The following is a 25,090-nucleotide window of genomic DNA, read 5'->3' as shown; positions in this document are numbered from 1 at the left end:
GTGGACCTCCGTTACTCTCCTGCCGAACAGGCTTTTCGCGCCGAGATACGCCAGTGGCTGGCCGCGCATGTCCCCGCGCAGCCGCTGCCCGATTTCGATTCGAGCGTCGAAGGCTTCGAAGCGCATCGCGCCTGGGAACGGACGCTCAATGCCGGCGGCTGGGGCATGGTGACCTGGCCCGTCGATTATGGCGGGCGGGGGCTCGACCTGATCCGCTGGCTGATCTTCGAAGAGGAATATTATCGCGCAGGCGCGCCGCTGCGCGTCAACCAGAACGGCATCTTCCTGCTCGGCCCGACGCTCATCGAATATGGCACGCCGGAGCAGAAGGCGCGTTTCCTGCCCGCGATGGCGGCGGGCGACGAGATCTGGGCGCAGGCCTGGTCCGAACCGGGCGCGGGCAGCGATCTGGCCGGCGTGCGTGCCACCGCGGTGCGCGACGGCGACGATTATATCCTGTCCGGCCACAAGATCTGGTCGTCGCGCGCGGTTCATGCCGACTGGGCGTTCGGCCTGTTCCGCGAACCGGGCAGCGAGCGGCACAAGGGACTGTCGCTGATCCTGTTCCCGCTCGACGCGCCCGGCGTGACGGTGCAGCCGATCAAGCGGCTCGACGGCAAACCGGTCTTCGCCGAACTGTTCCTGGACGATGTCCGCGTGCCCGCCGCCAACCGGCTGGGCGAGGAAGGGCAGGGCTGGGTGGTGTGCATGTCGACCGCCGGCTTCGAGCGCGGACTGATGCTGCGCAGCCCCGCGCGTTTCCAGGTGGCGGCGGCGAAGCTGGTCGACCTGTATCGCAAGCGTCGGGGCAGCGCCGATCCGCTGGCGCAGGCCGCGGTGATGCAGGCCTGGATGGATGCCGACGCCTATGCGCTGTCGATCTACGCCACCGCGAGCCGGCTGATGGCGGGCGGCACGATCGGGCCGGAGACGAGCACCAACAAGATCTTCTGGTCGGAACTCGATCTCGACCTGCATCGCACCGCGCTGTCGATCCTGGGGGCGGAGGCCGAACTGACCGGCGCCGCGCCCGACGCCTCGGCCGATATCCAGGACTGGCTGGACGGCTATGTCTTCTCGCTCGCCGGCCCGATCTATGCCGGCGCGAACGAGATCCAGCGCAACATCATCGCCGAGCGGATGCTCGGCATGCCGAGGTAGATGCGATGGATTTCCGCCTCACCGACGAACAGGACATGCTCGCCGAGATGGTCGGGCAGATGTTTGCCGACACCTGCACCGGCGCGGATCTGCGCCGGCTGCTCGACAGCGGCGCGCCGCGCGATGCTGCGCGCTGGGACCAGATCGTGGCGATGGGGCTGCCCGGCACGATGGCGCCCGAGAGTGTCGGCGGCAGCGGTCTCGGCCAGGTCGAGATGGCGTTGATCGCGATCGCGTGCGGCCATGCGGCGCTGCCCGAGCCTTTGGTCGAACATGCCGGAATCGCCGTGCCGATGCTGGCGGCCGCCGGCGTGGATATCGGCAATGCGCTGTCGGGCGGCACGGTCGCCATCGGGCATCCGGTCAATCCGTTCGTGGCCGATGCCGATGCGGCGGAGGTGTTGCTGCTGGCCGATGGCGATGCGGCCTATCTCGTGCCGCGCGATGCCGTCACGCTGGTGCGCCAGCCGAGCATCGATCCGTTCCGCCGCCTCTTCCGCGTCGACTGGACGCCCATGAGCGCGACACGGATCGGCGGCGCTGCACTGCTGGACGCGGCGCTGGATCGCGGCGCCCTGTTCGCTGCCGCGCAATTGCTGGGGCTGGCGCAGCGTGCGGTCGATCTGGCTGTGGCCTATTCGAAGGACCGTCAGCAGTTCGGCAAACCGATCGGGTCGTTCCAGGCGGTGAAGCATCATCTCGCCAGTGCGCAGGTGAAGATCGAATTCGCACGGCCGGTGGTGCTCGCCGCGGCCGCGATGGCGGCGTCGCCGCTGTCCGTCACGCGGATCAGCCATGCCAAGCTTGCGGCGACCGCCGCGGCCGAAGCCGCGACGCATGCGGCGGTGCAGGTCCATGGCGCCATGGGTTATTCCTGGGAAGTCGACGTGCATTTCCTGCTGAAGCGCGCGCTGGCGCTCGGCCAGGCCTGGGGCACGCCCGCGTTCCATCGCGCGCGCGTCGCCGCGCATATCATGTCGGCGCCGCTCGGCGCGGACCGGACCTTCGACATCGCATCCGCCGGGGAGGTCGCCCGTGAAGCCGCTTGAGATCGCCCGTAGCCTGCGCGCTGATCCCGAAGCTGCCGCACGCTATCGCGATGCCGGCTGGTGGGGGGAGACCACGCTGTCGGATCGCGTCGCAGCGCTCGCCGCGACGAAGCCCGGCGAACCCGCCTGGATCACGCCGGAGGGGCGTTTCTCCTGGGGCGCTTATGATCGGGCCGCGACACGCATCGCCGCGCTGATCGCGGGCAAGGGGCTGGCCATCGGCGCGCGCGTCGCGGTGCTGCTGCCCGACGGTCCGGCGGTGCATGCCGCGCTGCTCGGCATCGAGCGTGCCGGCATGGTCGCGGTGGGCATCGGCGCACGCGCCGGCGTGGCGGAGATCGCGCATCTGCTCAAGCGCACCGGCGCCACCTTGCTGATCGCGCATGAGGCGACACGCGAGCGGACATTGGACGCGCTGGTCGAAGCGGTGCGGGCACAGGGGGCACCACTGGCCGATACGCTGATCGTGCCCGACCTGATCGCGCAGCGGAACTGGAGCGCCGGCGAGATGCCCGCCCATGCGCCGTTCCCGCCCGGCGATCCCGACGCGCTGTTCCTGATCAATTCCACGTCGGGCACAACCGGTATGCCCAAATGCGTGATGCACACGCAGAATCGCTGGTTCTATTTCCACCAACTCGCGGCAGAGGCCGGCCGCTTCGCCGAAGACGAGATCTTCATGGGCGCGGTGCCGGCGCCGTTCGGCTTCGGCCTGTGGACCGCGCATTTCTCGCCCGCCATTCTCGGCTGCCCCACCGTCGTGCTGCCGAAATTCGACGCGGGCACCGCGCTCGACATGATCGAGCGCGAGCGGGTGACCGTGCTGTGCTGCGTCTCCACCCAGTTCATCATGCTGCTCAACGAACAGGCGGAGCGCCCGCGCGACCTGTCGTCGCTGCGCGCGATGTTCACCGGCGGAGAGGCCGTGCCCTATCGCCGCGCCGCCGAGTTCGAGGAGGTGACCGGCGCCGCGGTGCTCCAATTCTACGGATCGAACGAGACGGGCGCGCTCAGCCGCACCACCTCCACCGACACGCGCGACCGTCGCCTGACCACGGCGGGCCGGGTGATCGCCGAGATGGAGGTCCGCCTGTTCGATCCTGCCACGGGCGCGGATGTGGAGGGCAGGGGGCAGCCCGGCTGTCGCGGCCCCGCCACCTGTCTCGGCTATTGGGACGATGACGAGGCGAACGCGAAGCTCTTCACGCCCGATGGCTGGATGTTGATGGGCGACATCGTCGAGGTGGACGAGGACGAGTATCTGCGTGTCGTCGGCCGCACCTCCGAATTCATCATCCGCGGCGGCAAGAACCTGTCCGCGCCCGCGATCGAGGCAGAGGTTGCGACGCATCCGGCGATCGCGCTGGTCGCGGCGGTGCCCGCGCCCGATCCGGTCTTCGGCGAGCGTGTGTGCATCTATGTGTCGCTGCGGCCCAACCAGCAGGTGACGCTGGAAGCGATCTCGCAGCATCTCGAAGCCCGCGGCGTCTCCCGCGAATGGTTTCCCGAATATCTCGTCCTGATGGACGACCTGCCGCGCTCGTCGGGCGGCAAGGTGGCCAAGGGCGCGCTGACCGCCGATGCGAAGCAGCGCTGGGCCGTACCCGCATGACATACCAGAACCTCACGCTCGCCTATGAAGGCCGCACGGCACGCGTCACGCTGGCCCGGCCCGACAAGCTCAATCCGCTCGACTGGTCGACGGTCAAGGAATTGAAGGGCGCCGTCGCCGAGATCGAGGGGGCGCCGGACGTCGATTTCGTCATATTGACCGGGGAGGGGCGCAGCTTCTCCGCGGGTGGCGATCTCGACGGCTATATCCGCCTCTATGCCGATCCGCCGGCGTTCCAGGCCTTTCTCGACGATTTCTACGACATGCTGACCGGCATCGAGAAAGCCCGTGCGATCTGGATCGCCGCAGTCAACGGTGTGTGCGTCGCGGGTGGGATCGAATTGCTGCTCGCCTGCGACATGGCGATCGCCGCCGAGAGCGCGAAGATCGGCGACGGGCATCTCAATTTCGGCCAGCTTCCCGGTGCGGGCGGATCGCAGCGGCTGCCGCGCGCGATCGGATTGCTGCGCGCCAAGCATCTGATGCTGACCGGCGAGCTGCTCGACGCCCGGACGTCCGAGGCCTGGGGGCTGGTGACGAAAGTGGTTCCCGATGCCGGCCTGCTCGATGCCGCGGCCGAGTGGGTCGCGGGCATGGCCGGCAAGAGCCCGGTCGGTCTCGCCGGTGCGAAGCGGCTCGCCAACATGACGCTCGACACGCCGTATGAGCAGGGGCTGCGCGAGGAGATCGCGTTCGTCCACCTTTATGCGACGACCGAGCCCGACGCCACCGAAGGCCTGATCGCCTTCAAGGAAAAGCGCGCGCCGCGTTTCGGCGCGCCCAAGGAAGACTGAACCCATGTACAAGCTGCGCGACAAATATGCGATCGCCGGGATCGGCACCACGGACTACACCAAATTATCGGGCCGCACGGTCCGGAGCCTTGCGACCGAAGCCTGTCTGAAGGCGATCGAGGATGCCGGGCTGCGCGTTGCCGATATCGACGGCATCGTCAGCTTCAACTTCAACGACAGTGCCCCGGCGATCGGCGTCGCGACCGAGATGGGCATCGAGAATGCCGGCTATGCGGTCGATTATGCCGCGGGCGGCAACGGCGCGAACCTGATCACCCTGGCGGCGACCGCGGCGATCGAGGCGGGGCTGGCGAAGAACGTCGTCTGCTTCCGCGCGATGAACGGCCGCTCCGGTTTTCGCCTGGGCGGTGGGCGCGACCTGTCGGCCTATGGCGTCACCCAATATACCGCGCCGCTCGGCTGGATCACCTATCCGCAGGCGATGGCGATGTGGGCACGCCGCCACATGATCGATTACGGCACCACCGAAGAACATTGGGCCGAGATCGCGACCACCTTTCGCGACAATGCCGTGCTCAACGAGCGCGCGATGCAGCGCACGCCGATGACGAAGGACGATTATTACAATTCGCGCTTCATCGTCGATCCGTTCCGCATGTACGACATCTGCCTGGAGAGCGACGGCGCCTGCGCGGTCGTGATCACGTCGGCGGAGCAGGCACGCGACCTGCGCCACAAGCCGGTTTACATCATGGGTGGCGCCTATGGCGGCGGGCCGACCCAGGGCGACGATCTGTTCGACGCGATCCGCTGGCCCAGCCATTCGCACAATTGCTTCAAATATCTCGCCGACGATCTGTGGGGCAGCGCGGGCATCGGCCCGCAGGATGTCGACGTCGCCGAGATCTACGACTGCTTCACCTACAGCGTGCTGATGGCGCTGGAGGGGCTGGGCTTCTGCAAGGACGGCGAGGGTGGTCCGTTCGTGATGGACGGCCGCATCGCCCGCGGCGGCGCGCTGCCGCTCAACACCCACGGCGGGCTGCTGTCCGAGGCCTATATCCACGGTTTCAACCACGTCATCGAGGCGGTCGAGCAGCTGCGCGGCACATCCGGCGCGCGCCAGATCGAAGGCGCTGAGATCGCGTTGACCACCGCCGGCGCGATGACCTGCGGCAGCGCCATGATCCTGAGGAACTGAGATGCAACAGACCGCCTATAACAAGCCGCTGCCCGTGCCCGATTCGGAGAGCACGCCATTCTGGGACGGCATGCGCGAACATCGCCTGATGTTGCAGCGCGTCGCGTCGACCGGCGAGCATCTGTTCCCGCCCGTCACCTTCAGCCCGGGCTCGCTGGAGAAGCCCGAATGGGTCCAGGCCAGCGGCAAAGGGACGGTGTTCAGCTGGATCGTCGTGCGCCATCCGGTGCCGCGCGACATCTATGCGGACGAGGTTCCCTATGTCGTGGCGCTGATCGCTCTCGACGAAGGCTGCCGGATGATCGGCAACATCGTCGACTGCGCGCCGGAGGACGTTCGCGCCGGCATGCCGGTCGAGATCGTCTATAATCAGGTCACGCCCGAGATCACCTTGCCGGCGTTCCGGCCCGCGGAGGCCTGAGCCATGGCGTCCCCGCCCGTCGCGGATCCGTTCGCCGCGTCTCCGCTGCTGCGCCGGTTCGGCGAGATGACGCGCGAGGCGCTTGAGGCGCACCAGCTCCGCAAGGTGCAGGCGCTGTGCGCGCGGCTCTATGCGAAGAGCGATTTCTACCGCGCGAAGATGGACGAAGGCGGCCTGAAGGGCGGCGCGGTCGACAGCCTCGATCGCTTCGCCAAGGCGTTCCCGACCTCGGCCAAGGCCGACTTCCTGGCCGACCAGCAGGCCGCGCCGCCATTCGGCACGCGGCTGGGCGTCGATCGCGACGAAGTCGTGCATATCAGCATGACCAGCGGCACCTCCGGCCAGGGGCAGGAGATCTATGGCCGCACCCAGCGCGACGTGCATATGCTTGGTTATCTCCATGCGCTGCCCTGGTACATGGCCGGGCTCCGTCAGGGCGATACCGCGATCAACTGCGTGCCCGCCGGCGGACTGACGACCGGTGGATGGGGCCCGGGGGAAGCGATCCGCATCGTCGGCGCCACGGGTTTTCATGTCGGCGGCAACACCTCGACCGAAGCCAAGATCGACCTGATGCTCAAGCTCGGGGGCATCCACTTCATCTATGCCTCGACCAATTATCTCCACACGCTGACCGAGGCGCTGCTGGCGCGCGGTATCTCTCCGCAAGAAGCGTTTCCCGGCATGCACGGGCTGTTCATCGCAGCGGAGGGCTATCCGCTCGAATGGGCGGCGAAGATCGAGGAACATTGGGGCTGCCGGCTGCAGGAAGGCTATGGCAGCACCCAGCTCAACGGTTTCGGCGGCTCGACCGGATCGGCGGGCGTATTCCGGTCGAATGGCGAACGCGGACTGATCCGGCTGTTCGAATGGGAGCATCTGATCGAGATCGTCGATCCGGAAACCGGCGCGCCGGTCCTTCCGGGCGAGCTGGGCGAGATGGTCGTGACCAATTTGTCGGTCGAGGGCAGCCCGGCGGTCCGTTTCCGCACCGGCGACGCAGCCCGTTTCGTGCCGTGGCAGGAATGCGGCGGGGCGGCATGGAATGCGATCGAATGCGGCACGATCGGCCGGTTCGACGACATGATGAAGATCCGCGGCAACAATATCTGGCCGTCGATGTTCGACGCCGCCGTCTTCGCGCATGCCGAGGTCGGCGAATATAAGGGCCGCGTCTACACGCGCGACGGCAAGACCGAGGTCGAGGTGAAACTCGCCGTCGCCGAGCATCAGTCCGACCTGTCGGCCGAGGCGCGCGAACGTCTGGTCCAGTCGGTCCGCGCCGCGATCAAGGAACGCAGCAACATGTGGGTGGACGTGTGCGAAGTGCCGCGCGCCGAGTTCCAGGGCTTTGCCTACAAGGCGCGCCGCTGGACCGACGAGCGCCAGGACGGCTACCGGCTTTAGGAGGGCGGCGATGAGCGACGGCAAGGATGAAGACGCGCTGCTGGCCGAGATGCTGGCATTGGCGGATCGATTGGCGAAGAGCGAGGATGCGCTGCTCGTTGGGCAATATGCCTATCTGCGCGCCCGCGTGGCGGCGCTGATCGAACTGCGCAGCTTCGGCGAGGAGATCGCGGCGTGACCGGCATTTCGCGTTTCGCGCTCGACGGCCAGGTCGCGGTGGTCACCGGGGGTGGGGGCGGCCTCGGCTCCGCAGGCGCGCTTGCGTTGGCGGAGGCCGGTGCGGACGTCGCGCTGATCGCACGCAATCGCGCCAAGCTGGAGGATGCGGCTCGGGCGGTGGAGGCGACCGGCCGGCGTGCGATGATCGTCGAGGCCGACGTGTCCGATGCCGATGGCATGATCGCGGCGGCGGCGGAGATCGAGGCGACGTTCGGCCGGATCGACATCCTGTTCAACAATGCCGGCATCACCAATCCCCAGTCGGTGCTCGATATCGCGCCCGAAGAATTCATGCGCATCCTGGAGGTGAATGTCGCGGGCGCATTCCATGCGATCCGCGCCTTTGCCAGGCCGATGATCGCGCGCGGTTACGGGCGGATCATCAATATGGGCTCGATCCTGTCGGGCCGCGGCATGGCGAACCGGGGCGCCTATTGCGCGTCGAAGGCCGGGCTCGCCAATCTGGGCGCGGCTTGCGCGTTCGAGTTCGGGCCGTCCGGCGTCACCGTCAACACGCTCGGCGCGACGGTGATCGTCACCGATCTCAACCGCGAACTCGTCCGCACCCAGCCCGATCTCTACGCCAAGGTCGTGCAGCGCACGCCGCTGGGCCGGCTGGGCGAGGTCGAGGATCTGATGGGCGCCCTGCTTTTCCTCGCTTCTCCCGCGGCCGGCTTCGTCACCGGCCAGACCCTTTTCGTCGACGGCGGTTACACCGCCGGCTGAACCGCCAGAGAACAGCTATCCATGACCACATCGCTCAAGACACTTTTCGACCTTACGGGCCGCACCGCGCTGGTGACCGGCGGATCGCGCGGCCTCGGGCTCACCATGGCGGAGGCGCTGGGCGAGTTCGGCGCGCGCGTGATCGTGACGGCGCGCAAGCAGGGCGAACTCGACCAGGCTGTCGCGCATCTGCAGGCGCTGGGAATCGACGCCAGCGCGATCGCGGCCGATGTCGGCAATCCCGATGCGGCGGCGCAGATCGTCGAGCAAGTGAAGACGGATGGCGGGCGTATCGACATCCTCGTCAACAATGCGGGCACGTCCTGGGGATCGAAGACGGAGGAAATGCCGCTCGACGGCTGGAACAAGCTGATGGCGGTCAATTTGACTGGCCCGTTCCTGATGGCGCAGGCGGCGGCGCGCGAATTCATGATCCCGGCGGGGTGGGGGCGGATCGTCAACATCGCATCGGTCGAAGGATTGCTCGGCCATCATCCCCGGATGATCGGCACCATCGCCTATAATGCGAGCAAGGGCGGGCTGATCAACTTCACCCGCGCGCTTGCCGCCGAATGGGGTTCGCTCGGCATCACCGTCAACGCGCTGGCGCCTGGCTATTTCCCATCGAAGCTGACCGGCTACGTCATCGACAAGCATGGCGACGATCTGCGCAACGACACGCCGCGCGGCAAGCTCGGATGCGACGACGATCTGAAGGGCGCGACGCTGCTGCTCGCATCGGACGCGGGCGCGCACATCACCGGTCAGGTTCTCGCCGTCGACGGTGGCGCCAGCATCATCTGATCGTCGCAAGAGGAGAGGCAGAATGAACGCACTCAGCCGTTTCGGCACGAAATATCCGTTCCATCCGTATCCGACCGGCTGGTTCAGCGTCGGCTTCACCGATGATCTTGCGCCCGGCGACGTCCGGCCATTGCGCTATTTCGATACCGAACTGGTGCTGTTCCGCACCGAAAGCGGCGCCACCGTCGTCACCGACGCGCATTGCCCGCATCTCGGCGCGCATCTCGGTTACGACAGCTGGGTGGAGGGGGAGACGATCGTCTGCCCGTTCCACCAATGGCGCTACGACACCAGCGGCAAGTGCGTGCACGTGCCCTTCGCCAAGGCGATCCCGCCGCGAGCGAAAGTGCGGACCTGGCCGACGGTCGAACGCGGCGGGATGATCTTCGTCTGGCACGACCTGTCCGGCCGCCCGGCGCTGTGGGATCTGCCCGTCTATGACGAGAGCCGCCGCATTCCCGATGCCGGATTCCGCAAGCTTCACGACGATTTCGGCGCCGCGCATCCGCAGGACGTATTCGAGAACGGCGTCGACTTCGCGCATTTTCCCGGCGTGCATTCGACCGGACGTGCCGTGTCCGATGGCGAGATCCGGATGGAGGGGCATCGCTTCTTCAGCCCGGTGCGCATCCTGCCGGCCGGTTATGAAGGACGGATCGAGAATGCGACCGAGGGCTCGACGGTCAATTCGGAGGTTGTTGGCGGGGGATTGTCGCGCGTCGAGAGCCGGACGCCGCATGCCCCGGGCATCAACACGATCTATTATGTCTCGGTGACGCCGGTGGATGCCTCGCTCAGCCACTATTACGTCCACCAGTTCTTCCTGATCGACGACGACTGCCCGATGTCGCGCGAGGACATCGCGCGCTTCACCGCGCTTGCGGCCGAGCATGGGCTGCGCGAGCAGCACAGCGACGGCAAGATCTGGCCCCACAAGGCCTATGTCGCGCAGCCGATGCTGACCTCGGCCGACGGTCCGATCCTGAAATATCGCGAATGGTACAAGCAGTTCCATCCGGCGGTGTGAGGGGAGGGAGCTTATCAGGAGACCGAATTTCCTGACGTTTCCACTTCACCGCCGTCATTGCGAGGAGCGTAGCGACGAAGCAATCCAGCGGTTGATGCACCGCTGGATTGCTTCGCTTCGCTCGCAGTGACGAAGCCGTGGTTGCGGTTCCACATCAATGACTAGGATGCCGAATCTACCCCCCGGCCAGTTCCTCCAGCACCGTCGCAAATCGCTGCTGCGCACGCTCGACATAGCGCGGATGGGTCAGGATCTTTGCGCGACCGGCAACCGCGCCGTCGAACGCGATCGCCGCCGCTTCGTCCGGGCTGATCGAATCCGCCGGCGCCACGCGGTCCGGATCGACCGTGTCGAAGATACGCGTCGCGACTGCGCCGGGCATTAGCAAAGATGCGCCGACCGAAGTGCCGTCCAGTTCGCCCTGCAGCGCTTCCACCATCGGCCAGAGCGCATGCTTGGTGGCGCAATAGGCGGCAAGGCCGGGTGCCGCGATCATCGATCCGGTCGATCCGGTCACCATCACCTGTGCCGGCTCGTCCTGCGCGATCATGCGCGGGACGAAGGCCTGAAGCGTCACGACGGCGCCGATCACATTGACGTCGAACAGCAAGCGCCATTCGGCGGGCGGCATAGCAAGCAGATCGCCTGTGCGCAGGATGCCGGCATTGGCGAAGAGCAAGGCGATCGGCGGCAGGTCGGCGATGTCGGCGGCGAATGCTGCCATTGCGTCCGCATCGGTCACGTCGATGCACTGGATGAGATGCCGTACGCCCGCCCGATCCAATGACGTTGTCAGCCGTTCGATCCCGGCCGCATCGCGATCGCAGGCCGCGACCGTCATGCCCTGCGCCGCGGCATGCAGCGCCAGTGCGGCGCCGATGCCCGATGCCGCGCCGGTGACGACGGCCGTCCGCCCGGCCAGCATCACCGGAAGTGCGGGATCACATGCGTGCCGATCTTGCGCAGCGTCTCGAGCTGCGCCCATTGCGGCACCGTTCCCATATTGGTCATGAACAGAATCTCGTCCGCGCCTGCCGCAGCGAGTTGCTCGACATAGCTTATGCAGTCGGCGACGCTGCCATAGGCGTTCTTGGCACTCAATATGCCTTCGCTCGGGCGACGTCCGTCCTCGTCCGCACGCAGATCCATTGTCAGTGTTTCCGACGCGAGCTTGGTCGTGATGATCGTGTCCGTGCCCTCGACGAGCAGTTCCTCACCCCATTTCTCGGGCTCGGGCTTGGGGCCGCCGCCATACCAGTAATTGAGCGACTCGTAGAAATAGCGCTGGCCGCGGATACCGATCTTACGCGCCTGCGCGGCATCGTCGAGCACGATGGTCGGGCACAAAGCCGCCAGATGCTGGATGGGGCGGTAGCCGACTTGGTCGGCCGGATCGCGGCTTACCCAAGCATCACGATAGAGCTTGTTCTTCTTCGCCACTTCCTCCGGACCGCCAAAACCCAGGACGAGCGCACCCAGGCCACGCTGGCCGGCGCGCACCAGCGTATCCGGATTCGTGCAGGCCAGATACATCGGCGGATGCGGATCCTGATAGGGCTTGGGGTGGATCGGGCGCGGCGGCACCGTAATGTGCGGCCCGTTATGCTCGACCTCGTCCTGCACGAACATCTTGGGGATCAGGTACATCGCCTCGTCGATCAGCGGCTGCAGCGCCTTCAGGTCGTAGCCATAGGCCCCCGCTTCTTGCTGGCTGCCGCCCTTGCCGATGCCGAAATGGACGCGGCCCTTGGAGAGCAGGTCGAGCGTCGCGATGCGTTCGGCCACCTTGATCGGGTGGTTCATCGCCGGCATCAGACAGACGACGCCATGGCCGATGCCGATCCGCGACGTCTTGCCCGCGATATAGGCGAGGAAGGTCTCGGGCGCGCTCATATGCGCATAATGGGTGAGCGAGGTGTGTTCCACGCTCCATATCACGTCGAAGCCCAATTGCTCCGCCAGCAGGGCCTGTTCGACCAGTTCGTCGAACACCTGGCGTTCGCCGCGTGGCGAGGCATCGTCGGTCTGCGCTTCGAAAATAAGGGAAAATCGCATCGTCACTCTCTCGAATTCTGTTCTCGCAGTGACCCTCGACTTGGTGCCCCCCGCTTTCAAATGCCGTTTGGCGGCGCGACCGTTAGCGTCTGAGCATCGCTGGACGCCGCGATTGCCGGATTTCGATCGCTGCCATCGGGCTTGGGCACTCGACCGCGTGCCGCACCCGCACCTAGGTCCGGCGTATCAGGGCCCTGGAGTCAGCCGGACATGAGCAGCGCGATCAGGATATTGGGCATCGGCGGCACTGCGCGCGCCGGATCGAGCAGCGAGCGCGTCGTGCGCCATGCGCTCGCGGCCGCGGAAGCGCAGGGCGCGGAGATCGAACTGTTCGACGGGCCGTTCATCGCAAGCCTGCCGCTCTATGTTCCCGACCGGACCGAGCGTACCGACGACGAGTGCCGCTTCGTCGAGGCGGTGCGGCGATGCGACGGCATCATCGTAGGCTCGCCGGGCTATCACGGCAGCCTGTCCGGTCCGATCAAGAATATCCTCGATCTTCTCGAGGATCTGTCGCGCGACGCGCGGCCTTATCTCGACGGCCGGGCCTTTGGCGCGATCGTGACCGCCTATGGCTGGCAGGCGTGCGGGACGACCCTGGTCGCGATGCGATCGATCGCCCATGCGTTGCGCGCCTGGCCGACGCCCTTCGGCGCCGCGGTCAACGCATCCGCGCCTTTGTTCGACGAGAATGGCGACTGTCTGGATCCGAAGGTCGCCGAGCAGCTCGCGATCGTCGGGCGGCAAGTGGCCGATTTCGCACGCTGGCGGCGGTCCGATCTGGCGGCCTGATGCCGGGTGGCGAAGGGGCTGATCGCCCAATGGCAATAGAGGGGGCGGGGGGCTGCCGATAGACGGGCGGGATCGCGGCCCGACCGTTCCAGAGGATGCCCATGCGCGAAGCCCTTATCGTCTCCACTGCCCGTACCCCGATCGGCAAGGCCTATCGCGGCGCGTACAACGACGCGGAGGCGCCTCTGCTTTCGGGCCATGTCGTGGCCGAAGCGGTGGCGCGCGCGGGCATCGATCCGGCGCGCGTCGAAGACGTGGTGATGGGCTGCGCCGCGCAGCAGGGCACGCAGGGCTATAATATCGGCCGCCTGACTGCGGCTGCCGCCGGCCTGCCCGCGAGCGCGGCCGGTATGTCCATCGACCGGCAGTGCGCGTCGGGCCTGATGGCGATCGCGACGGCCGCCAAGCAGATCGTGCATGACGGGCTGGAGGTCGCGGTCGGCGGCGGGGTCGAATCGATCAGCCTGACGCAGAATTCGCACAAGAACGGCTATCGCGCCCAGTCCGCCGCGGTGACGGCGCAGAGCCCGCATATGTATATCGCGATGCTCGAGACCGCCGAGCTCGTCGCAGATCGCTATGGCGTCAGCCGCGAGGCGCAGGACGCCTATGCGCTGCAGAGCCAGGAGCGCACGGCCACCGCCTACGCCGCCGGCCGTTACGATGCCGAACTCGCGCCGCTGACGACGACGATGCTGGTGACCGACAAGGCGACGGGAACGGTGAGCGAGCGCGTCGTGACGCTCGATCGTGACGAGGGGCCGCGCGCCGGCACCACGATCGAGGGATTGTCCGAGCTGAAGCCGGTCTGGGGCGGCGGCGAACTGACCGGCGCGGGGCGTTTCGTCACCGCCGGCAATGCCAGCCAGCTTTCCGACGGCGCCGCCGCCTGCCTGCTGGTCGAGGCCGGGGTTGCGGCACGCGAGGGACTGGAGCCGCTTGGCGCCTATCGCGGCATGGCGATCGCCGGCTGCCCGCCCGAGGAAATGGGGATCGGCCCGATCTACGCGGTGCCGAAACTGCTCGCGCAGCATGGCCTGTCGATCGACGATGTCGGCCTGTGGGAATTGAACGAGGCGTTCGCGGCGCAGGTCATTCCCTGCCGCGACCGGCTGGGCATTCCCGACGATCGCCTGAACGTGGACGGCGGTGCGATCGCGATCGGGCATCCGTTCGGCATGTCGGGTGCGCGCATGGTCGGCCATGCCTTGATCGAGGGCAAGCGGCGCGGCGTCCGCCACGTCGTCATCACCATGTGCGTGGGCGGCGGCATGGGCGCCGCCGGGCTGTTCGAGATATTGTGATGGTATCGCGCGCGCCCATCCCGCTGCCGCATCCCTTCATCGCCTCGCCCGAGCAGATCATCGACGAGGCGCGCAACGGGCGGATGTTCATCTTGGTTGACGACGAGGACCGGGAGAATGAAGGCGACCTGATCATCCCCGCGCAGATGGCGACGCCGTCGGCGATCAATTTCATGGCGAAGCATGGCCGCGGGCTCGTCTGCCTTGCGCTGGCCAAGTCGCGCGTCGATCAGCTCGGCCTGGAGCTGATGAGCCGCGCCAACGGCACCCAGTTCGAGACCGCCTTCACCGTCTCGATCGAGGCGCGCGAGGGTGTGACCACCGGCATCTCAGCCGCCGATCGGGCGCGCACCATCGCCGTCGCGATCGACGCGGCCAACGGTCCCTCGGAGATCGTGACCCCCGGCCATGTCTTCCCGCTCGTCGCGCGCGAGGGCGGCGTACTCGTCCGCGCCGGCCATACCGAGGCGGCGGTGGACGTTTCCCGCCTGGCCGGGCTCAATCCCTCCGGCGTGATCTGCGAGATATTGAACGACGACGGCACGATGGCGCGCCTCGACGATCTGATCCCCTTCGCGCAGCGTCACGGGCTGAAGATCGGCACGATCCGCGATCTCATCGCCTATCGCCGCCGGCACGACCATCTCGTCCAGCGTCGTGCCGAAATGCAGTTCGAGAGCCGCTGGGGCGCGGACTGGCGGATCATCAGCTATCGCAACACGGTGACGGGCAGCGAGGTCGTGGCGCTGGTCAAGGGCGCGATCGACCCCAGCGAGCCGGTGCTGGTGCGCATGCACGTCCATTCGCCGCTCGCCGACCTGTTCGCCGAGGAGAATGGCCGATCGGGCATGCTCGACCGTGCAATGATGGCGATCGCAGAGGCCGGCGCGGGCGTGCTGGTCGTGCTCAGTTCGCCCGCGCCCGATCTGGTCGCCTGCATCATCCGGGCACGGCAGGACGGCCGCGAGGAAAGCGGTGGGCGCCGCATTGCGCTGCGCGAATATGGCATCGGCGCCCAGATCCTTACCGATCTCGGCATCCACCGGATCACGCTGCTGAGCAACAGCGACACCAATTATGTCGGCCTCGACGGCTACGGCATCGAGATCGTCGGACAAAGGCCACTGCTCGACGCCGACTAATCTTGCAATCTTATATACAATATGTTCGTTTAACGGGAATCAGAAACAGGAGAGCGCCTTGAGTGACATTCTCATTCGGAACGGGACGGTGGTCGATGGCACCGGTGCGCCGTCCTATACCGCCGATATCCGCATCGCCGACGGCATCATTGCCGAGATCGCCGCCGGGCTGGCGCCGCAGGATGGCGAGCGCGTGGTCGATGCCGAGGGTTGCATCGTCTCGCCCGGCTTCATCGAACCCCATACCCATATGGACGCGGTGATGTGGTGGCAGCCGAGCCTCGATCCGTTGCCCGGCTATGGCGTGACGACGATCGTGATCGGCAATTGCGGCTTCACCGCAGCGCCCGTCCATAGCGATCCCGAAGTCCGCATGGAGATGGTCAAGATCTTCTCCTTCTTCGAGGAGGTTCCCGAAAAGCCGTTCTTGGACGTGCTCCCTTGGGATTGGAGCAGCTGGTCGGAATATTGGGCATCGATGAGCGAGAAGTGCCGCGTCTCGACCAATGTCGCGGGCTATGCCGGCCATATCGCCATCCGCCTGGCGGTGATGGGCATGGACGCCTGGACCCGCGTTTCGACGCCTGAAGAAATCCGCAAGATGTGTGCGCTGCTGGAGGATGCGATCGATGCCGGCGCGCTCGGCATGTCGTCCAATCTGATGGATCATGACAGCAAGGATCGCGCGGTGCCCAGCCTCGTCGCCGACGATGCCGAATGGTCGGCGCTGATCGGCGTGCTTGCCAGCCGTCCGGGCAGCCAGCTTCAGGTGATTCTCGATACCTTCTTCAAGCTGAAGGCGCCCGAGCAGATGGAGCGGCTGGGCAATCTCTGCCGCGATCGCGGCGTGCGCGTCCAGATGGCGGGCGCAGGCGGACTGCTGCGCTTCCAGGATTCGATCCGCGAGAAGATGTGGGAGATCACTGCCAGGCAGAAGAAGGAAGGCTTCGATTTCTGGCCGAGCTTCGCGCATGTCCCGCCGACGACCGCGCTCAATTTCTTCAGCAGCTCGTCCTTCGCCCAGGCCAATGAATATGTCTGGCACGAGGTCGTGCAGGCGCCGACCGCCGAAGCGAAGATCGCGCTGCTCGAGGATCCCGATTTCCGGGCACGTGCACGCGACAGCTGGGACAACAAGGCGTTCAAGCAGTCGCTGGTCGCCAATCCGCACATGATGCTGCTGATGGATTCCGACACCGGCGCCGGCCCGCTCGGCCTCAGCCTGAAAGACCTCGCGGAGCAGCGCGGCGTTCATCCGTCCGATGCGCTGGCGGATTGGGTGCTTGCCAATGGCGTGAATTCGATCGTCAACCGCGTGCCGCATCCGATGGCCTATGAGCAGACCGTCGAGATGCTGAAGGACAGCCAGACCGTCGCCAACATCTCCGATGCCGGTGCACACGGGCAGATGCTGTGCGGCGGCGGCGAGAATATCCTGCTGCTCACCACCTATATGAAGAACAACGATCTGACGCTGGAAGAGGCGATCCACGTCCAGACCGGCAAGCAGGCCGAGCATTTCAACTTTGGCGACCGTGGCGTGCTGAAGACGGGCTATCGTGCCGACATCGCGGTCTTCAAGCTCGACGAGATCGAGGCACGTCCGCTCAAGCGCGTCTTCGACGTGCCCGACGGCAAGGGCGGCTTCACTTGGCGCTTCACGCGCGACGCCGCGCCGATGCGCCTGACTTTGGTCAATGGTGTGCCGACGTTCGAGAATGGCGGCTTCACAGGCGCTCTGCCCGGCGAATTCGTCGGCCCGGTCATCCGCAAGGTCGCATCGGCGGCCGCCTGAACGACGTGCGGCAACGGAGAGGGAGGACAGGATGAACGACGAAGATCTGCCGTATCTGCAGCGCGGGCGGCAAAAGGTCGACACGACGAGCAGTGTGCTCATCAGTTCGTCCAAATATATGAACGATTATCGCATCCGCGAATGGGTCACGACGCAGTGCCTCAAGCGCAATGGGCGCGACTATCCGACGACCTATGGCATTCCGATGCTGATCGAGGCCGTGCGCGAAGTGCAGGATCACGAGCGGATCGAGATATTGTTCGACGAGGCGCGTCGCGGCTGGCCCGAATTCGACAAATGGCTCGACGAGCGTTGGCTTGCCAGGCTGACGCGCGAGGACATGAAGTCGTGCCCCGAAGGATCGGTCGGCGGCATCTGGTACAAGCAGCTCGTCGGCGCGGGCATGCAGGTCGACATCATTCCCAGTTTCGAGCCGCGATCGAGCTTCGAATATTTCTTCCTGCGTGGCGTCCAGATCCACGACATCATGCATATCCTGAGCGGCGGCGGCTTCGACGGAATCGGGGAGATCATGCCCGCCTTTCTGAAATACGGAAACCTCTTCCGCCATTTTACGCCGGAGCTGGCCGGGCTGCTCAATGTGCAGAACACATTGCTCACCATCCCGATGTTCATGCGCGGGCCGCTCCACTATCCGGAACTGTTCACCCGGATGTGGGATCTCGCCCATTATGCGATGAAGGTGGGCGAGAAGTCCGACGCGCTCTTCATCCCGCGCTACGAGGACTGGCTCGATCTTCCGCTCGAGGAGGCGCGGCGCAAATTCGGCGTACGCGGCGCGCGGACGATCGATACATCGCGCGAATCGGACTTCTGGGACGAGCGCACGCCGAGCTTCGATCCGTTGCCCGACGAGCCGCAGGCGGTGGCCGCGGAGTAGCTGGGTTTTAGAGCGGATTCTGGTTCGGGATGAATCAGATCCGTTCCATATTTGCCCTTGTTTGCCGCGATTTAGCTTCGCTGGCCGGCTCCGAGCCGGTAGATGATTCCATCTGCCTCGAAATCGCTCTGGCCATCTTCACCGTTTGTCCCGAGCCCTTCGACTGCCTGCGAAGGCAGGCGCTCAGGATAAACTTCTCCGCTTCGCGGAGAAGTCGAGGGACGTAGGGCGCGGTGCAGCGTGTCTCGACTTCGGCCTATAGGCCGAAGTTTATCCTGAGCGCCCGCCCTGGCGGGCAGTCGAAGGGCTCGACACGAACGGGGGTTGGTTCACAGGTGCTTTCGCCGGAATGACGTTGAGTGGTTCGTCACGGGAAGCGGCGGGAGACTATCTCCCGCCGTTTTTCGTTCACCAGCCTTCGATCCCGGCCAGTCCGATCGCCTCGACGACCGCGAGCGCCTTTGCCAGCGCCTCGGGTTCGGCGGGCAGGCGCGGGGAGCGGGGATAACCGCCGGCCAGGCCGAAATGCTCGAGCAGTGCCTTGGTCACGCGGATGCCGCCATTGCCGTAAAGCGCCATGAACAGCCGCATCAGCTTGCCCCAGCGCTCGAGAAAGGCAGCATTGTCGCCGGCCTTGGCGGCATCGATCACGCCCATGCAGAGCCTGGGCGCGATATTGCCTTCGGAGGACAGGAAGCCCTGCGCGCCGAACGCCAATGCCATTGGCGCCTGGTGCGGCCCGCCGACGCAGATGTCGATCCGGTCGCCGAGCGCATCGGCCAGCGTGCGCAGATAATTGGGATCCTGGTGGCTGACGTTGAGTCCGATCAGCTGGGTGTGGCGATCGAACAGTTCGATGATGACCTGGGCGGGGATGACATACCCTACCGACTGATGAGTGGAGAGGACCGAGGGGATATCGGTGTTGGACAGCACGTCGCTGAAATAGGCGTCAAGCTCGCGCGGGGTCGGCGCATGGCCATGGCCGACATCGAGCGAATAGACCTGCGCGGCATCGACGCCGGCGCTTTTTGCCTGCTCCAGAAATGCGATCATCTGGTCCGCCGTACGCGGCTCGACGCCCATGGCGCGGATCGGCGCGCGGCCCTTGAGTTCTTCCACGGCGATGGTCAGCAGCCGGCTGGTTTCCTCTTGCGACAGCGTATAGCCCTCGCCGCTGCCGCCGCCACCGACATAGACGCCGATTCCAGCGTCCCCCAGTTTGCGCAGATGTCGCCGCAGCGCGGGCTCATCGATTGCGCCGTCCGCCGTGAAGGGGGTGATGCTGATGGTAAAGCACTGGTAGCGTGCGACTTCGCTGGCCATGGTCTCTCCTTGCAAAGATTCAGTGTGCGCTTATTGCAGTGGATCTGGAAATTCGGTGTAATCCGATGGAATTCACAAGTGCGGCGATCGGCATGATCGGCCCAGGGGGAGCCCGGTTTTGACCACAGGCACGACCAAGCGTCGGTTGCGACAGCCGCGAGTGGCTGAAATCGTTGCGTCCAGCCTGCGTTCGCGCATCTTGTCGGGCGCGCTCTCCGATGGCGATCTGCTGCCCAAGCAGGAGGAACTGCTGGCCGAATTCGGGGTCAGCCCGCCTTGCATCCGCGAAGCGTTCCGGATCCTGGAAACCGAAGGGCTGATCACCGTCATCCGCGGCAATGTCGGCGGCGCGGTCGTCCATGTCCCGCATTCGGGCACGGCCGCCTATATGCTCGGCCTCGTGCTCGAGGCGCGAAACGTCACGCTCACCGACCTGCTCAACGGCATGCGGCTGCTGGAGCCCGCCTGTGCGGCGGAGGCCGCGCTGCGCCCGGATCGCGGGACCACGGTGCTGCCCAAATTGCGCGCGAACATCGATGCCTGCATGGCGGCGGTCGACGATCCCAGCACGTTCATCGGCCTTGCGCGCGCCTTCCACACCGAACTGGTGAACCATTGCGGAAACGAGACGATGAGTCTCGTCGTCGGTGCGCTGGAGAAGCTCTGGTCGGCGCAGGTCGACCTGCTGGCGCTCAACAAGTCGGTGCATGGCACATTCTCCGACCGTTCGGTCCGCCTGTCGCTGGCGCACGAGCATGAGCGCATCTACCGCGCCATCGAAGAGGGCGATTCGCTGAGCGCCGAACGCGCGATCCGCGAGCATTATTCGGGCGGCGGCGGCGAGCGTCGTCACGGCTTCAGCACCGACGTCACGATCAAGGCCGACACGCTGCGCGCCTGATCGAGGTTCAGAGATCGAGCCAGCGTGCAACGTCGTCGGGCGCGGCGCGCGGGCGGGGGGGCGCTTCCTCCGCGATGCTGCCGACCAGGATGACGCCCGCCACCTTCTCCCCATCGCCAAGATCGAGCAACGCGGTCGCCTGGCCGTCATAGGCGTGCCAGCCGGTCAGCCAGTTGGCGCCATAGCCCATGGCGTGCGCGCCGTTCAGCACGTTCATGCAGACCGCGCCGGCCGACAGCCATTGCTCCCATTCCGGCACCTTGTGGCCAGGGGTCGCCGCGGAGACCACGACGACGACGAGCGGCGCCGAACCGAGCTTGCGCGTGCTGACGCGCACCTTGGCGGCGTCCTCGCGCGCATCCGCAAGTTCCATCAGCCGTGCGACCCATTTCTCCTTGGCGTCGCCGGCGATGAGGATCAGCCGCCAGGGGCTGAGTCGGCCATGATCGGGCACCCGTAACGCGATCTCGACAAGGCGATCGATCTCTCGGGCATCGGGGCCTGGCGCGACCAGCGCGTCGGGCTGGGGCGAGCGGCGCAGGGCAAGCCTGTCGGTTGCCGATGGGGCGGCCTGGCTGTTCGTGGTGACGGTCAAGCGGTCTCTCCTCTGGCCAACTCTGAATATCTATCTTTACTAGTAAAGGGCCGGATGCCCGACCAACGCTCGTTTGGCAATGCGCCGATCTCCGGTTTGACGACTGGGAGCGAATCGTCTATCCTATAAAAGATAGAAAGAAATAAGATCGGCGCAAGATCGCCGCGATTTTATGCCTTTCCGAGCAATCGCAGGCTGACGGCGTAATCGTCGGTCGCAACATGGAGGGACGATGATGAACGCAATCCCGCTCCGCTTCGCGGATGTGCGACTTGGGCAGTCGGTGGAACTGGATGGTCCCATGAATCCGGAAACCTCGATGGCCGAACGGGTCTGCGAGATGGTCCGCAAATGGTCGGGCTCGTCGGCGGCTTCGCTGATTTCCATACATGCGCCCGACGACGGTTTCGCGCCCGATCATGTCGCGGGCCGTGTGATGGCGCGCCATCTGGACGGCAGCAATCGCGCCGATGTCGAAGTGGTGATGCGCGCGCGCGACATTTGCGGAAAGGCGGTGGTTCGTGTTGCACTTGGCTGATGCGCCGGTTGCGGCGGGCGCAACTCCGATCTGGCCAGCAACGGCCGACCGGAGCATAAAGCCGGACATGTCCAAATCCCTGACGCCGAACGTTCCCCGCGAGGTCGCGACATTGCGGACCCTGCGGATCGCCAAGCATTTCCCTTTCTTCCTCGCCGTTGCCGAGGAGCAGAATCTGCATCGTGCCGCCGAACGGCTCAACATCGCGCAATCGGCGCTGTCGCGCCGGATCGCCGATCTCGAGCGGGAGCTTGGCGATGTCGAGCTTTTCGAGCGCCAGGCGCGGGGTGTCGCGATCACGCCCGCGGGCCAGACGCTGGCCAAGGATGTCCGGCGGATCCTGCTGTCGATCGAGGAAGCGCGCCGCAATGTCCGGCGGATCGCCGACGGCGATCTCGGCACGCTCCGCGTCTCCTTTTCGGAAGCGATGCTTCGCCGTCCCGTCCTGCCGGCGGTTCTGCGCGAATTCCGGACGCTTTATCCGGCCGTCGAGCTTCGCGCCTTTCCGCTGACCTCGGATGCGCAGCGCAGCCGGCTGCTCGCCGACGAGATCGATGTCGCCTTCGTCATCGACGAGGCCACCGACGTCGATCAGTTCGACAGGCTTCCCGTCGGGCAGGATCGTTTCATGCTGGCCTTGCCGGCCGATCACCCGCTTGCGGCGCTGCCGTCCGTCCGGCTGGCCGATATCGCGTCGGAGCCCTTGCTTTGGCCCGCCCGCCATATCTCGCCGCGTCTGTTCGACCGGATGATCGCGGCGTTCGATGCACGCGGCGTTTCGCCCAACATCGCGGTCGAAGTCGCCGCAGTGGACATTGCCTATGAACTCGCGGCCGCCGGGATCGGGCTTGGCATCATCACCGCGGCGCGTGCCGACCGGACCCCGGCCGATATCGTGCTGCGCGAACTCGTCGATCTCGATCTGCCGCTGCCCATCAGCATGTTGTGGCCGAAGGGCAGCGCATCGCCGCTGATCGCCCGGTTTATCGAGCTGGTGCAGCAGCGTCTGGCGGAAGAGGCGTAACGGGGATTGCCGGGCGTTTCAGTGAACCTCTCCTCCCTACGCGCAGCGTGGGGAGGGGGACCACGACGCGAAGCGGCGTGGTGGAGGGGAATGCGATGCGTCATTCCTCGCTGCAACTGACGGCAATCGCACGAAAACATTACCCGGAAGCAGCATGTGCTGACGGCATCGCATTTCCCCTCCACCACCGACCTGCGGTCGGCGGTCCCCCTCCCCATCGAAGATGGGGAGGAGAAAGTCGCACCGTGCCTTCACCGGAATGACGGGGGTGACTTCACTCGCCGAACCGCTCAGCGATCACCCGCCCAACCCGCGCAACCTCCGCATTGGCGGCGCCGAGCAGATCGACGAGGGTGAAGAAGCCGTGCGCCATGCCGGGATGGTCGTGCAGCGCGACGCGCACGCCGGCTGCCGCCAGCGCGGCGGCATAGGCCTGGCCTTCGTCGTGCAGCGGGTCGCAGCCGGCAAGGACGATGATCGCTTCGGGAAGACCCGCGAGATCCGTGGCGGCAAGCGGCGCCGCTTCGGGATCATCGCGACTGGCCAGCGGCACATGATGGTCCCAGAACCACTGCATGTCGGTGGTCGAGATCAGATAGTCGCCCTTGCCGAACCGATCGTAGGAGTCGCGATCGAAATCCGGAGAAAGCACCGGATAGAGCAATATCTGCAGGTCGATCCTCGGCCCGCCGCGGTCGCGCGCGCGCAGGGCGAGTGCGGCGGCGAGATTGCCGCCCGCGCTGTCACCCATCACCGCCAGCGGCCCGTCGCCCGCAACTGCCTGCAGCGCGGCCCAGGCGTCGTCGAGCGGCTGGGGAAAGGGATGTTCGGGCGCCAGCCGATAATCGACGCTCACCACTTCCGCGCCGCTCTCATGCGCCAATTGCCTGCAGACCGGATCGAAGCCGTCGAGCGTGCCGAACACCCAGCCGCCGCCGTGGAGATAAAGGATGCGCCCATGTGCACTTTCGCCGGCGACATAGTGGCGCACGCGGATCGGCCCATTGGGTCCATCGATCGTTCCGTCGCGCATCGTCCGCACCGGGGCGCCACGATCTTTCGGCAGCGCCGCCTGCCCATCGGCAAAGCTACGCCGCGCGTCGGCGGGCGAACCGCTCGAAAAGCCGGGCAGGTTCAGCGCATTGCGGCGATCGAGGATCGCGTGCATTTCGGGGTCGAGCGGTCCCATCAACTCTCCTCTTCTCAATGGATGGTCGGGGCGGTGCGGCTCGATCGCAATTGCCCAATTGCGATCCCTTCGATCGGCCTTCGACATTCGACGCCAACGGTGTCGGGGCCTTAATGGACACGGGCATAAACGGATCGGGAGTGGGATGAGCGACGTTCTGATCGTACGCGAAGAACTGGATTTCCTGTTGTGGGACTGGCTCGGCCTCGATCGGGTGATCGCGCGCCAAGCCGCCGACAGTGTCGATCGCGAAAGCGCGGATGCGATCCTCGATCTTTCGACGCGCCTGGCGGCCGACAGCTTCCTGACCCATTACAAGGATGCCGACCGCATCGAGCCGCGGCTGGATGGCGACGGCGTCCACGCGCTGCCCGCGATCGGTGTCGCGCTGCGCAGCTATGCCGAACTCGGCCTGTTCTCCGCCAGCTTTCCCGTTGAGCGCGGCGGCATGGGATTGCCCAGTCTGTTGGCCAACGCGTCCTTCGCGCAATTCCTCGCCGCCAATGTCGCGACCGCCGCCTATCCGATGCTCACCACCGCCAATGCGCGGCTGCTGCTGGCCTTCGCCAACGAAGCGCAGATCGAACATTTCGCGCTGCCGCAGATCGCCGGCCGCTGGTTCGGCAGCATGTGCCTGTCCGAACCACAGGCGGGATCGAACCTGGGTGATGTCGCGACGCGCGCGGTCGCCGACGGCGCCGACGCGCTCGGCGATCGCTATCGGCTGAGCGGCAACAAGATGTGGATTTCCGGCGGCGATCACGATCTGGCCGGGAATATCGTCCATCTGGTGCTCGCCAAGGCGGTCGGCACGGACGGCAATGTCGAGGCCGGCACGCGCGGTCTGTCGCTGTTCGTCGTGCCGAAGATCCTGCCGTCGGGCGAACGCAACGACATCGCGGTCGCGGGGCTCAATCACAAAATGGGCTATCGCGGCACGACCAATTGCCTGCTCAATTTCGGCGAGCGCGAGGGGGCGATCGGCTGGATCGTCGGACAGCCGGGGCAAGGATTGCCCCAGATGTTCAAGATGATGAACGAGGCGCGGATCGGCGTCGCGCTCGGCGCGGCGGCTTTGGGCTATCGCGGCTATCGCCACGCGCTGGCCTATGCGCGGGACCGCGCGCAGGGGCGGCCGCCGGGGGC

The 25,090-nt window shown here is 66.0% G+C and carries 25 protein-coding genes; 20 read left to right on the top strand and 5 right to left on the bottom strand.

What is annotated here, in order from left to right:
* From AC3WN8_RS11425 to AC3WN8_RS11375, 11 genes are read left to right on the top strand one after another with little or no spacing between them, the layout of a single operon-like run.
* The gene (locus AC3WN8_RS11425) at window positions 1-1,161 is read left to right on the top strand and encodes an acyl-CoA dehydrogenase family protein (protein WP_492669545.1); all 1,161 of its coding nucleotides are present in this window, start codon (window positions 1-3) and stop codon (window positions 1,159-1,161) included.
* A gap of 5 nt (window positions 1,162-1,166) precedes the next feature.
* On the top strand, window positions 1,167-2,210 hold the full coding sequence (locus AC3WN8_RS11420) for an acyl-CoA dehydrogenase family protein (RefSeq protein WP_492669544.1): 1,044 nt from the start codon (window positions 1,167-1,169) through the stop codon (window positions 2,208-2,210).
* Complete coding sequence (locus tag AC3WN8_RS11415; RefSeq protein ID WP_492669543.1) at window positions 2,197-3,822, top strand: class I adenylate-forming enzyme family protein; 1,626 nt, start codon at window positions 2,197-2,199, stop codon at window positions 3,820-3,822. The genes AC3WN8_RS11420 and AC3WN8_RS11415 overlap by 14 nt, the downstream gene beginning before the upstream one ends.
* Window positions 3,819-4,616 carry an enoyl-CoA hydratase/isomerase family protein gene (locus tag AC3WN8_RS11410; protein WP_492669542.1) on the top strand — a complete coding sequence of 266 codons (798 nt, stop codon included), beginning with the start codon at window positions 3,819-3,821 and terminating at the stop codon, window positions 4,614-4,616. Before AC3WN8_RS11415 ends, AC3WN8_RS11410 begins: the two co-directional genes overlap by 4 nt.
* Before the next feature lie 4 nt (window positions 4,617-4,620).
* Window positions 4,621-5,778, top strand: coding sequence for a thiolase C-terminal domain-containing protein (locus tag AC3WN8_RS11405; RefSeq protein ID WP_492669541.1), 1,158 nt, complete (start codon window positions 4,621-4,623; stop codon window positions 5,776-5,778).
* A gap of 1 nt (window position 5,779) precedes the next feature.
* On the top strand, window positions 5,780-6,199 hold the full coding sequence (locus AC3WN8_RS11400; protein ID WP_492669540.1) for a Zn-ribbon domain-containing OB-fold protein: 420 nt from the start codon (window positions 5,780-5,782) through the stop codon (window positions 6,197-6,199).
* A 3-nt stretch (window positions 6,200-6,202) separates the two neighbouring features.
* Window positions 6,203-7,606 carry a phenylacetate--CoA ligase family protein gene (locus AC3WN8_RS11395; RefSeq protein WP_492669539.1) on the top strand — a complete coding sequence of 468 codons (1,404 nt, stop codon included), beginning with the start codon at window positions 6,203-6,205 and terminating at the stop codon, window positions 7,604-7,606.
* Window positions 7,607-7,616: 10 nt separating this feature from the next.
* The gene (locus AC3WN8_RS11390) at window positions 7,617-7,784 is read left to right on the top strand and encodes a hypothetical protein (protein WP_492669538.1); all 168 of its coding nucleotides are present in this window, start codon (window positions 7,617-7,619) and stop codon (window positions 7,782-7,784) included.
* Window positions 7,781-8,551, top strand: coding sequence for an SDR family NAD(P)-dependent oxidoreductase (locus AC3WN8_RS11385; protein WP_492669537.1), 771 nt, complete (start codon window positions 7,781-7,783; stop codon window positions 8,549-8,551). The genes AC3WN8_RS11390 and AC3WN8_RS11385 overlap by 4 nt, the downstream gene beginning before the upstream one ends.
* A 21-nt stretch (window positions 8,552-8,572) precedes the next feature.
* Entirely contained in the window at window positions 8,573-9,355 is a 783-nt protein-coding gene (locus AC3WN8_RS11380; protein WP_492669536.1) for an SDR family oxidoreductase, read from the top strand.
* 22 nt (window positions 9,356-9,377) lie between these two features.
* Entirely contained in the window at window positions 9,378-10,382 is a 1,005-nt protein-coding gene (locus AC3WN8_RS11375; RefSeq protein ID WP_492669535.1) for a Rieske 2Fe-2S domain-containing protein, read from the top strand.
* Between the two features lie 175 nt (window positions 10,383-10,557).
* Here the strand turns inward: AC3WN8_RS11375 and AC3WN8_RS11370 are convergent, their stop codons facing one another.
* The gene (locus AC3WN8_RS11370) at window positions 10,558-11,307 is read right to left on the bottom strand and encodes an SDR family NAD(P)-dependent oxidoreductase (protein ID WP_492669534.1); all 750 of its coding nucleotides are present in this window, start codon (window positions 11,305-11,307) and stop codon (window positions 10,558-10,560) included.
* Window positions 11,307-12,437, bottom strand: coding sequence for an LLM class flavin-dependent oxidoreductase (locus AC3WN8_RS11365; protein ID WP_492669533.1), 1,131 nt, complete (start codon window positions 12,435-12,437; stop codon window positions 11,307-11,309). Before AC3WN8_RS11365 ends, AC3WN8_RS11370 begins: the two co-directional genes overlap by 1 nt.
* A gap of 210 nt (window positions 12,438-12,647) precedes the next feature.
* Between AC3WN8_RS11365 and AC3WN8_RS11360 the strand changes: the two genes are divergently transcribed.
* The 5 genes from AC3WN8_RS11360 to AC3WN8_RS11340 all read left to right on the top strand — a co-directional run bounded on the left by AC3WN8_RS11360 (window position 12,648) and on the right by AC3WN8_RS11340 (window position 18,371).
* Complete coding sequence (locus AC3WN8_RS11360) at window positions 12,648-13,229, top strand: NADPH-dependent FMN reductase (RefSeq protein ID WP_492669532.1); 582 nt, start codon at window positions 12,648-12,650, stop codon at window positions 13,227-13,229.
* A gap of 101 nt (window positions 13,230-13,330) precedes the next feature.
* On the top strand, window positions 13,331-14,533 hold the full coding sequence (locus AC3WN8_RS11355) for an acetyl-CoA C-acyltransferase (protein ID WP_492669531.1): 1,203 nt from the start codon (window positions 13,331-13,333) through the stop codon (window positions 14,531-14,533).
* Window positions 14,533-15,675, top strand: a complete 1,143-nt coding sequence (ribB, locus tag AC3WN8_RS11350) for a 3,4-dihydroxy-2-butanone-4-phosphate synthase (RefSeq protein WP_492669530.1) — start codon at window positions 14,533-14,535, stop codon at window positions 15,673-15,675. The genes AC3WN8_RS11355 and ribB overlap by 1 nt, the downstream gene beginning before the upstream one ends.
* A gap of 58 nt (window positions 15,676-15,733) precedes the next feature.
* Window positions 15,734-17,470: an N-acyl-D-amino-acid deacylase family protein gene (locus AC3WN8_RS11345; protein WP_492669529.1), complete on the top strand. Its 1,737-nt coding sequence runs from the start codon at window positions 15,734-15,736 to the stop codon at window positions 17,468-17,470.
* A gap of 31 nt (window positions 17,471-17,501) precedes the next feature.
* A complete protein-coding gene (locus AC3WN8_RS11340) occupies window positions 17,502-18,371 on the top strand; it encodes a hypothetical protein (protein ID WP_492669528.1) in 870 nt (289 codons plus the stop codon).
* Between the two features lie 408 nt (window positions 18,372-18,779).
* Here AC3WN8_RS11340 and AC3WN8_RS11335 read toward each other — a convergent pair whose 3' ends face one another.
* Complete coding sequence (locus AC3WN8_RS11335) at window positions 18,780-19,697, bottom strand: dihydrodipicolinate synthase family protein (protein ID WP_492669527.1); 918 nt, start codon at window positions 19,695-19,697, stop codon at window positions 18,780-18,782.
* 160 nt (window positions 19,698-19,857) lie between these two features.
* On the opposite strand from AC3WN8_RS11335, the gene AC3WN8_RS11330 reads away from it, so the two are divergent.
* Window positions 19,858-20,598, top strand: coding sequence for a FadR/GntR family transcriptional regulator (locus AC3WN8_RS11330; RefSeq protein WP_492669526.1), 741 nt, complete (start codon window positions 19,858-19,860; stop codon window positions 20,596-20,598).
* A gap of 7 nt (window positions 20,599-20,605) precedes the next feature.
* Here AC3WN8_RS11330 and AC3WN8_RS11325 read toward each other — a convergent pair whose 3' ends face one another.
* Window positions 20,606-21,193: a nitroreductase family protein gene (locus AC3WN8_RS11325; protein ID WP_492669525.1), complete on the bottom strand. Its 588-nt coding sequence runs from the start codon at window positions 21,191-21,193 to the stop codon at window positions 20,606-20,608.
* 301 nt (window positions 21,194-21,494) lie between these two features.
* Between AC3WN8_RS11325 and AC3WN8_RS11320 the strand changes: the two genes are divergently transcribed.
* Together AC3WN8_RS11320 and AC3WN8_RS11315 are read left to right on the top strand one after the other, a co-directional pair.
* Complete coding sequence (locus tag AC3WN8_RS11320; protein ID WP_492669524.1) at window positions 21,495-21,731, top strand: hypothetical protein; 237 nt, start codon at window positions 21,495-21,497, stop codon at window positions 21,729-21,731.
* A gap of 67 nt (window positions 21,732-21,798) precedes the next feature.
* Window positions 21,799-22,755, top strand: coding sequence for a LysR family transcriptional regulator (locus AC3WN8_RS11315; RefSeq protein WP_492669523.1), 957 nt, complete (start codon window positions 21,799-21,801; stop codon window positions 22,753-22,755).
* A gap of 274 nt (window positions 22,756-23,029) precedes the next feature.
* Here AC3WN8_RS11315 and AC3WN8_RS11310 read toward each other — a convergent pair whose 3' ends face one another.
* A complete protein-coding gene (locus AC3WN8_RS11310; protein ID WP_492669522.1) occupies window positions 23,030-23,944 on the bottom strand; it encodes an alpha/beta hydrolase in 915 nt (304 codons plus the stop codon).
* Window positions 23,945-24,089: 145 nt separating this feature from the next.
* On the opposite strand from AC3WN8_RS11310, the gene AC3WN8_RS11305 reads away from it, so the two are divergent.
* Window positions 24,090-25,090 (top strand): acyl-CoA dehydrogenase family protein (locus AC3WN8_RS11305; RefSeq protein WP_492669521.1); only part of this gene is annotated, 1,001 nt, incomplete at its 3' end.

This window comes from Sphingobium sp. FW305-3-2-15-F-TSA7 (assembly GCF_058787155.1).
The sequence above is the reverse complement of the archived record's forward strand: the minus strand, read 5'-3'. Positions and strand labels throughout refer to the sequence as shown.

Bases quoted from the DNA above. Each gene is read 5' to 3' on its own strand.
- AC3WN8_RS11420 (WP_492669544.1), top strand. From the start codon at position 1,167: ATGGATTTCCGCCTCACCGACGAACAGGACATGCTCGCCGAGATGGTC.
- AC3WN8_RS11410 (WP_492669542.1), top strand. From the start codon at position 3,819: ATGACATACCAGAACCTCACGCTCGCCTATGAAGGCCGCACGGCACGC.
- AC3WN8_RS11405 (WP_492669541.1), top strand. From the start codon at position 4,621: ATGTACAAGCTGCGCGACAAATATGCGATCGCCGGGATCGGCACCACG.
- AC3WN8_RS11400 (WP_492669540.1), top strand. From the start codon at position 5,780: ATGCAACAGACCGCCTATAACAAGCCGCTGCCCGTGCCCGATTCGGAG.
- AC3WN8_RS11395 (WP_492669539.1), top strand. From the start codon at position 6,203: ATGGCGTCCCCGCCCGTCGCGGATCCGTTCGCCGCGTCTCCGCTGCTG.
- AC3WN8_RS11390 (WP_492669538.1), top strand. From the start codon at position 7,617: ATGAGCGACGGCAAGGATGAAGACGCGCTGCTGGCCGAGATGCTGGCA.
- AC3WN8_RS11380 (WP_492669536.1), top strand. From the start codon at position 8,573: ATGACCACATCGCTCAAGACACTTTTCGACCTTACGGGCCGCACCGCG.
- AC3WN8_RS11375 (WP_492669535.1), top strand. From the start codon at position 9,378: ATGAACGCACTCAGCCGTTTCGGCACGAAATATCCGTTCCATCCGTAT.
- AC3WN8_RS11370 (WP_492669534.1), bottom strand. From the start codon at position 11,307: ATGCTGGCCGGGCGGACGGCCGTCGTCACCGGCGCGGCATCGGGCATC.
- AC3WN8_RS11365 (WP_492669533.1), bottom strand. From the start codon at position 12,437: ATGCGATTTTCCCTTATTTTCGAAGCGCAGACCGACGATGCCTCGCCA.
- AC3WN8_RS11360 (WP_492669532.1), top strand. From the start codon at position 12,648: ATGAGCAGCGCGATCAGGATATTGGGCATCGGCGGCACTGCGCGCGCC.
- AC3WN8_RS11355 (WP_492669531.1), top strand. From the start codon at position 13,331: ATGCGCGAAGCCCTTATCGTCTCCACTGCCCGTACCCCGATCGGCAAG.
- ribB (WP_492669530.1), top strand. From the start codon at position 14,533: ATGGTATCGCGCGCGCCCATCCCGCTGCCGCATCCCTTCATCGCCTCG.
- AC3WN8_RS11340 (WP_492669528.1), top strand. From the start codon at position 17,502: ATGAACGACGAAGATCTGCCGTATCTGCAGCGCGGGCGGCAAAAGGTC.
- AC3WN8_RS11335 (WP_492669527.1), bottom strand. From the start codon at position 19,697: ATGGCCAGCGAAGTCGCACGCTACCAGTGCTTTACCATCAGCATCACC.
- AC3WN8_RS11320 (WP_492669524.1), top strand. From the start codon at position 21,495: ATGAATCCGGAAACCTCGATGGCCGAACGGGTCTGCGAGATGGTCCGC.
- AC3WN8_RS11315 (WP_492669523.1), top strand. From the start codon at position 21,799: ATGTCCAAATCCCTGACGCCGAACGTTCCCCGCGAGGTCGCGACATTG.
- AC3WN8_RS11310 (WP_492669522.1), bottom strand. From the start codon at position 23,944: ATGGGACCGCTCGACCCCGAAATGCACGCGATCCTCGATCGCCGCAAT.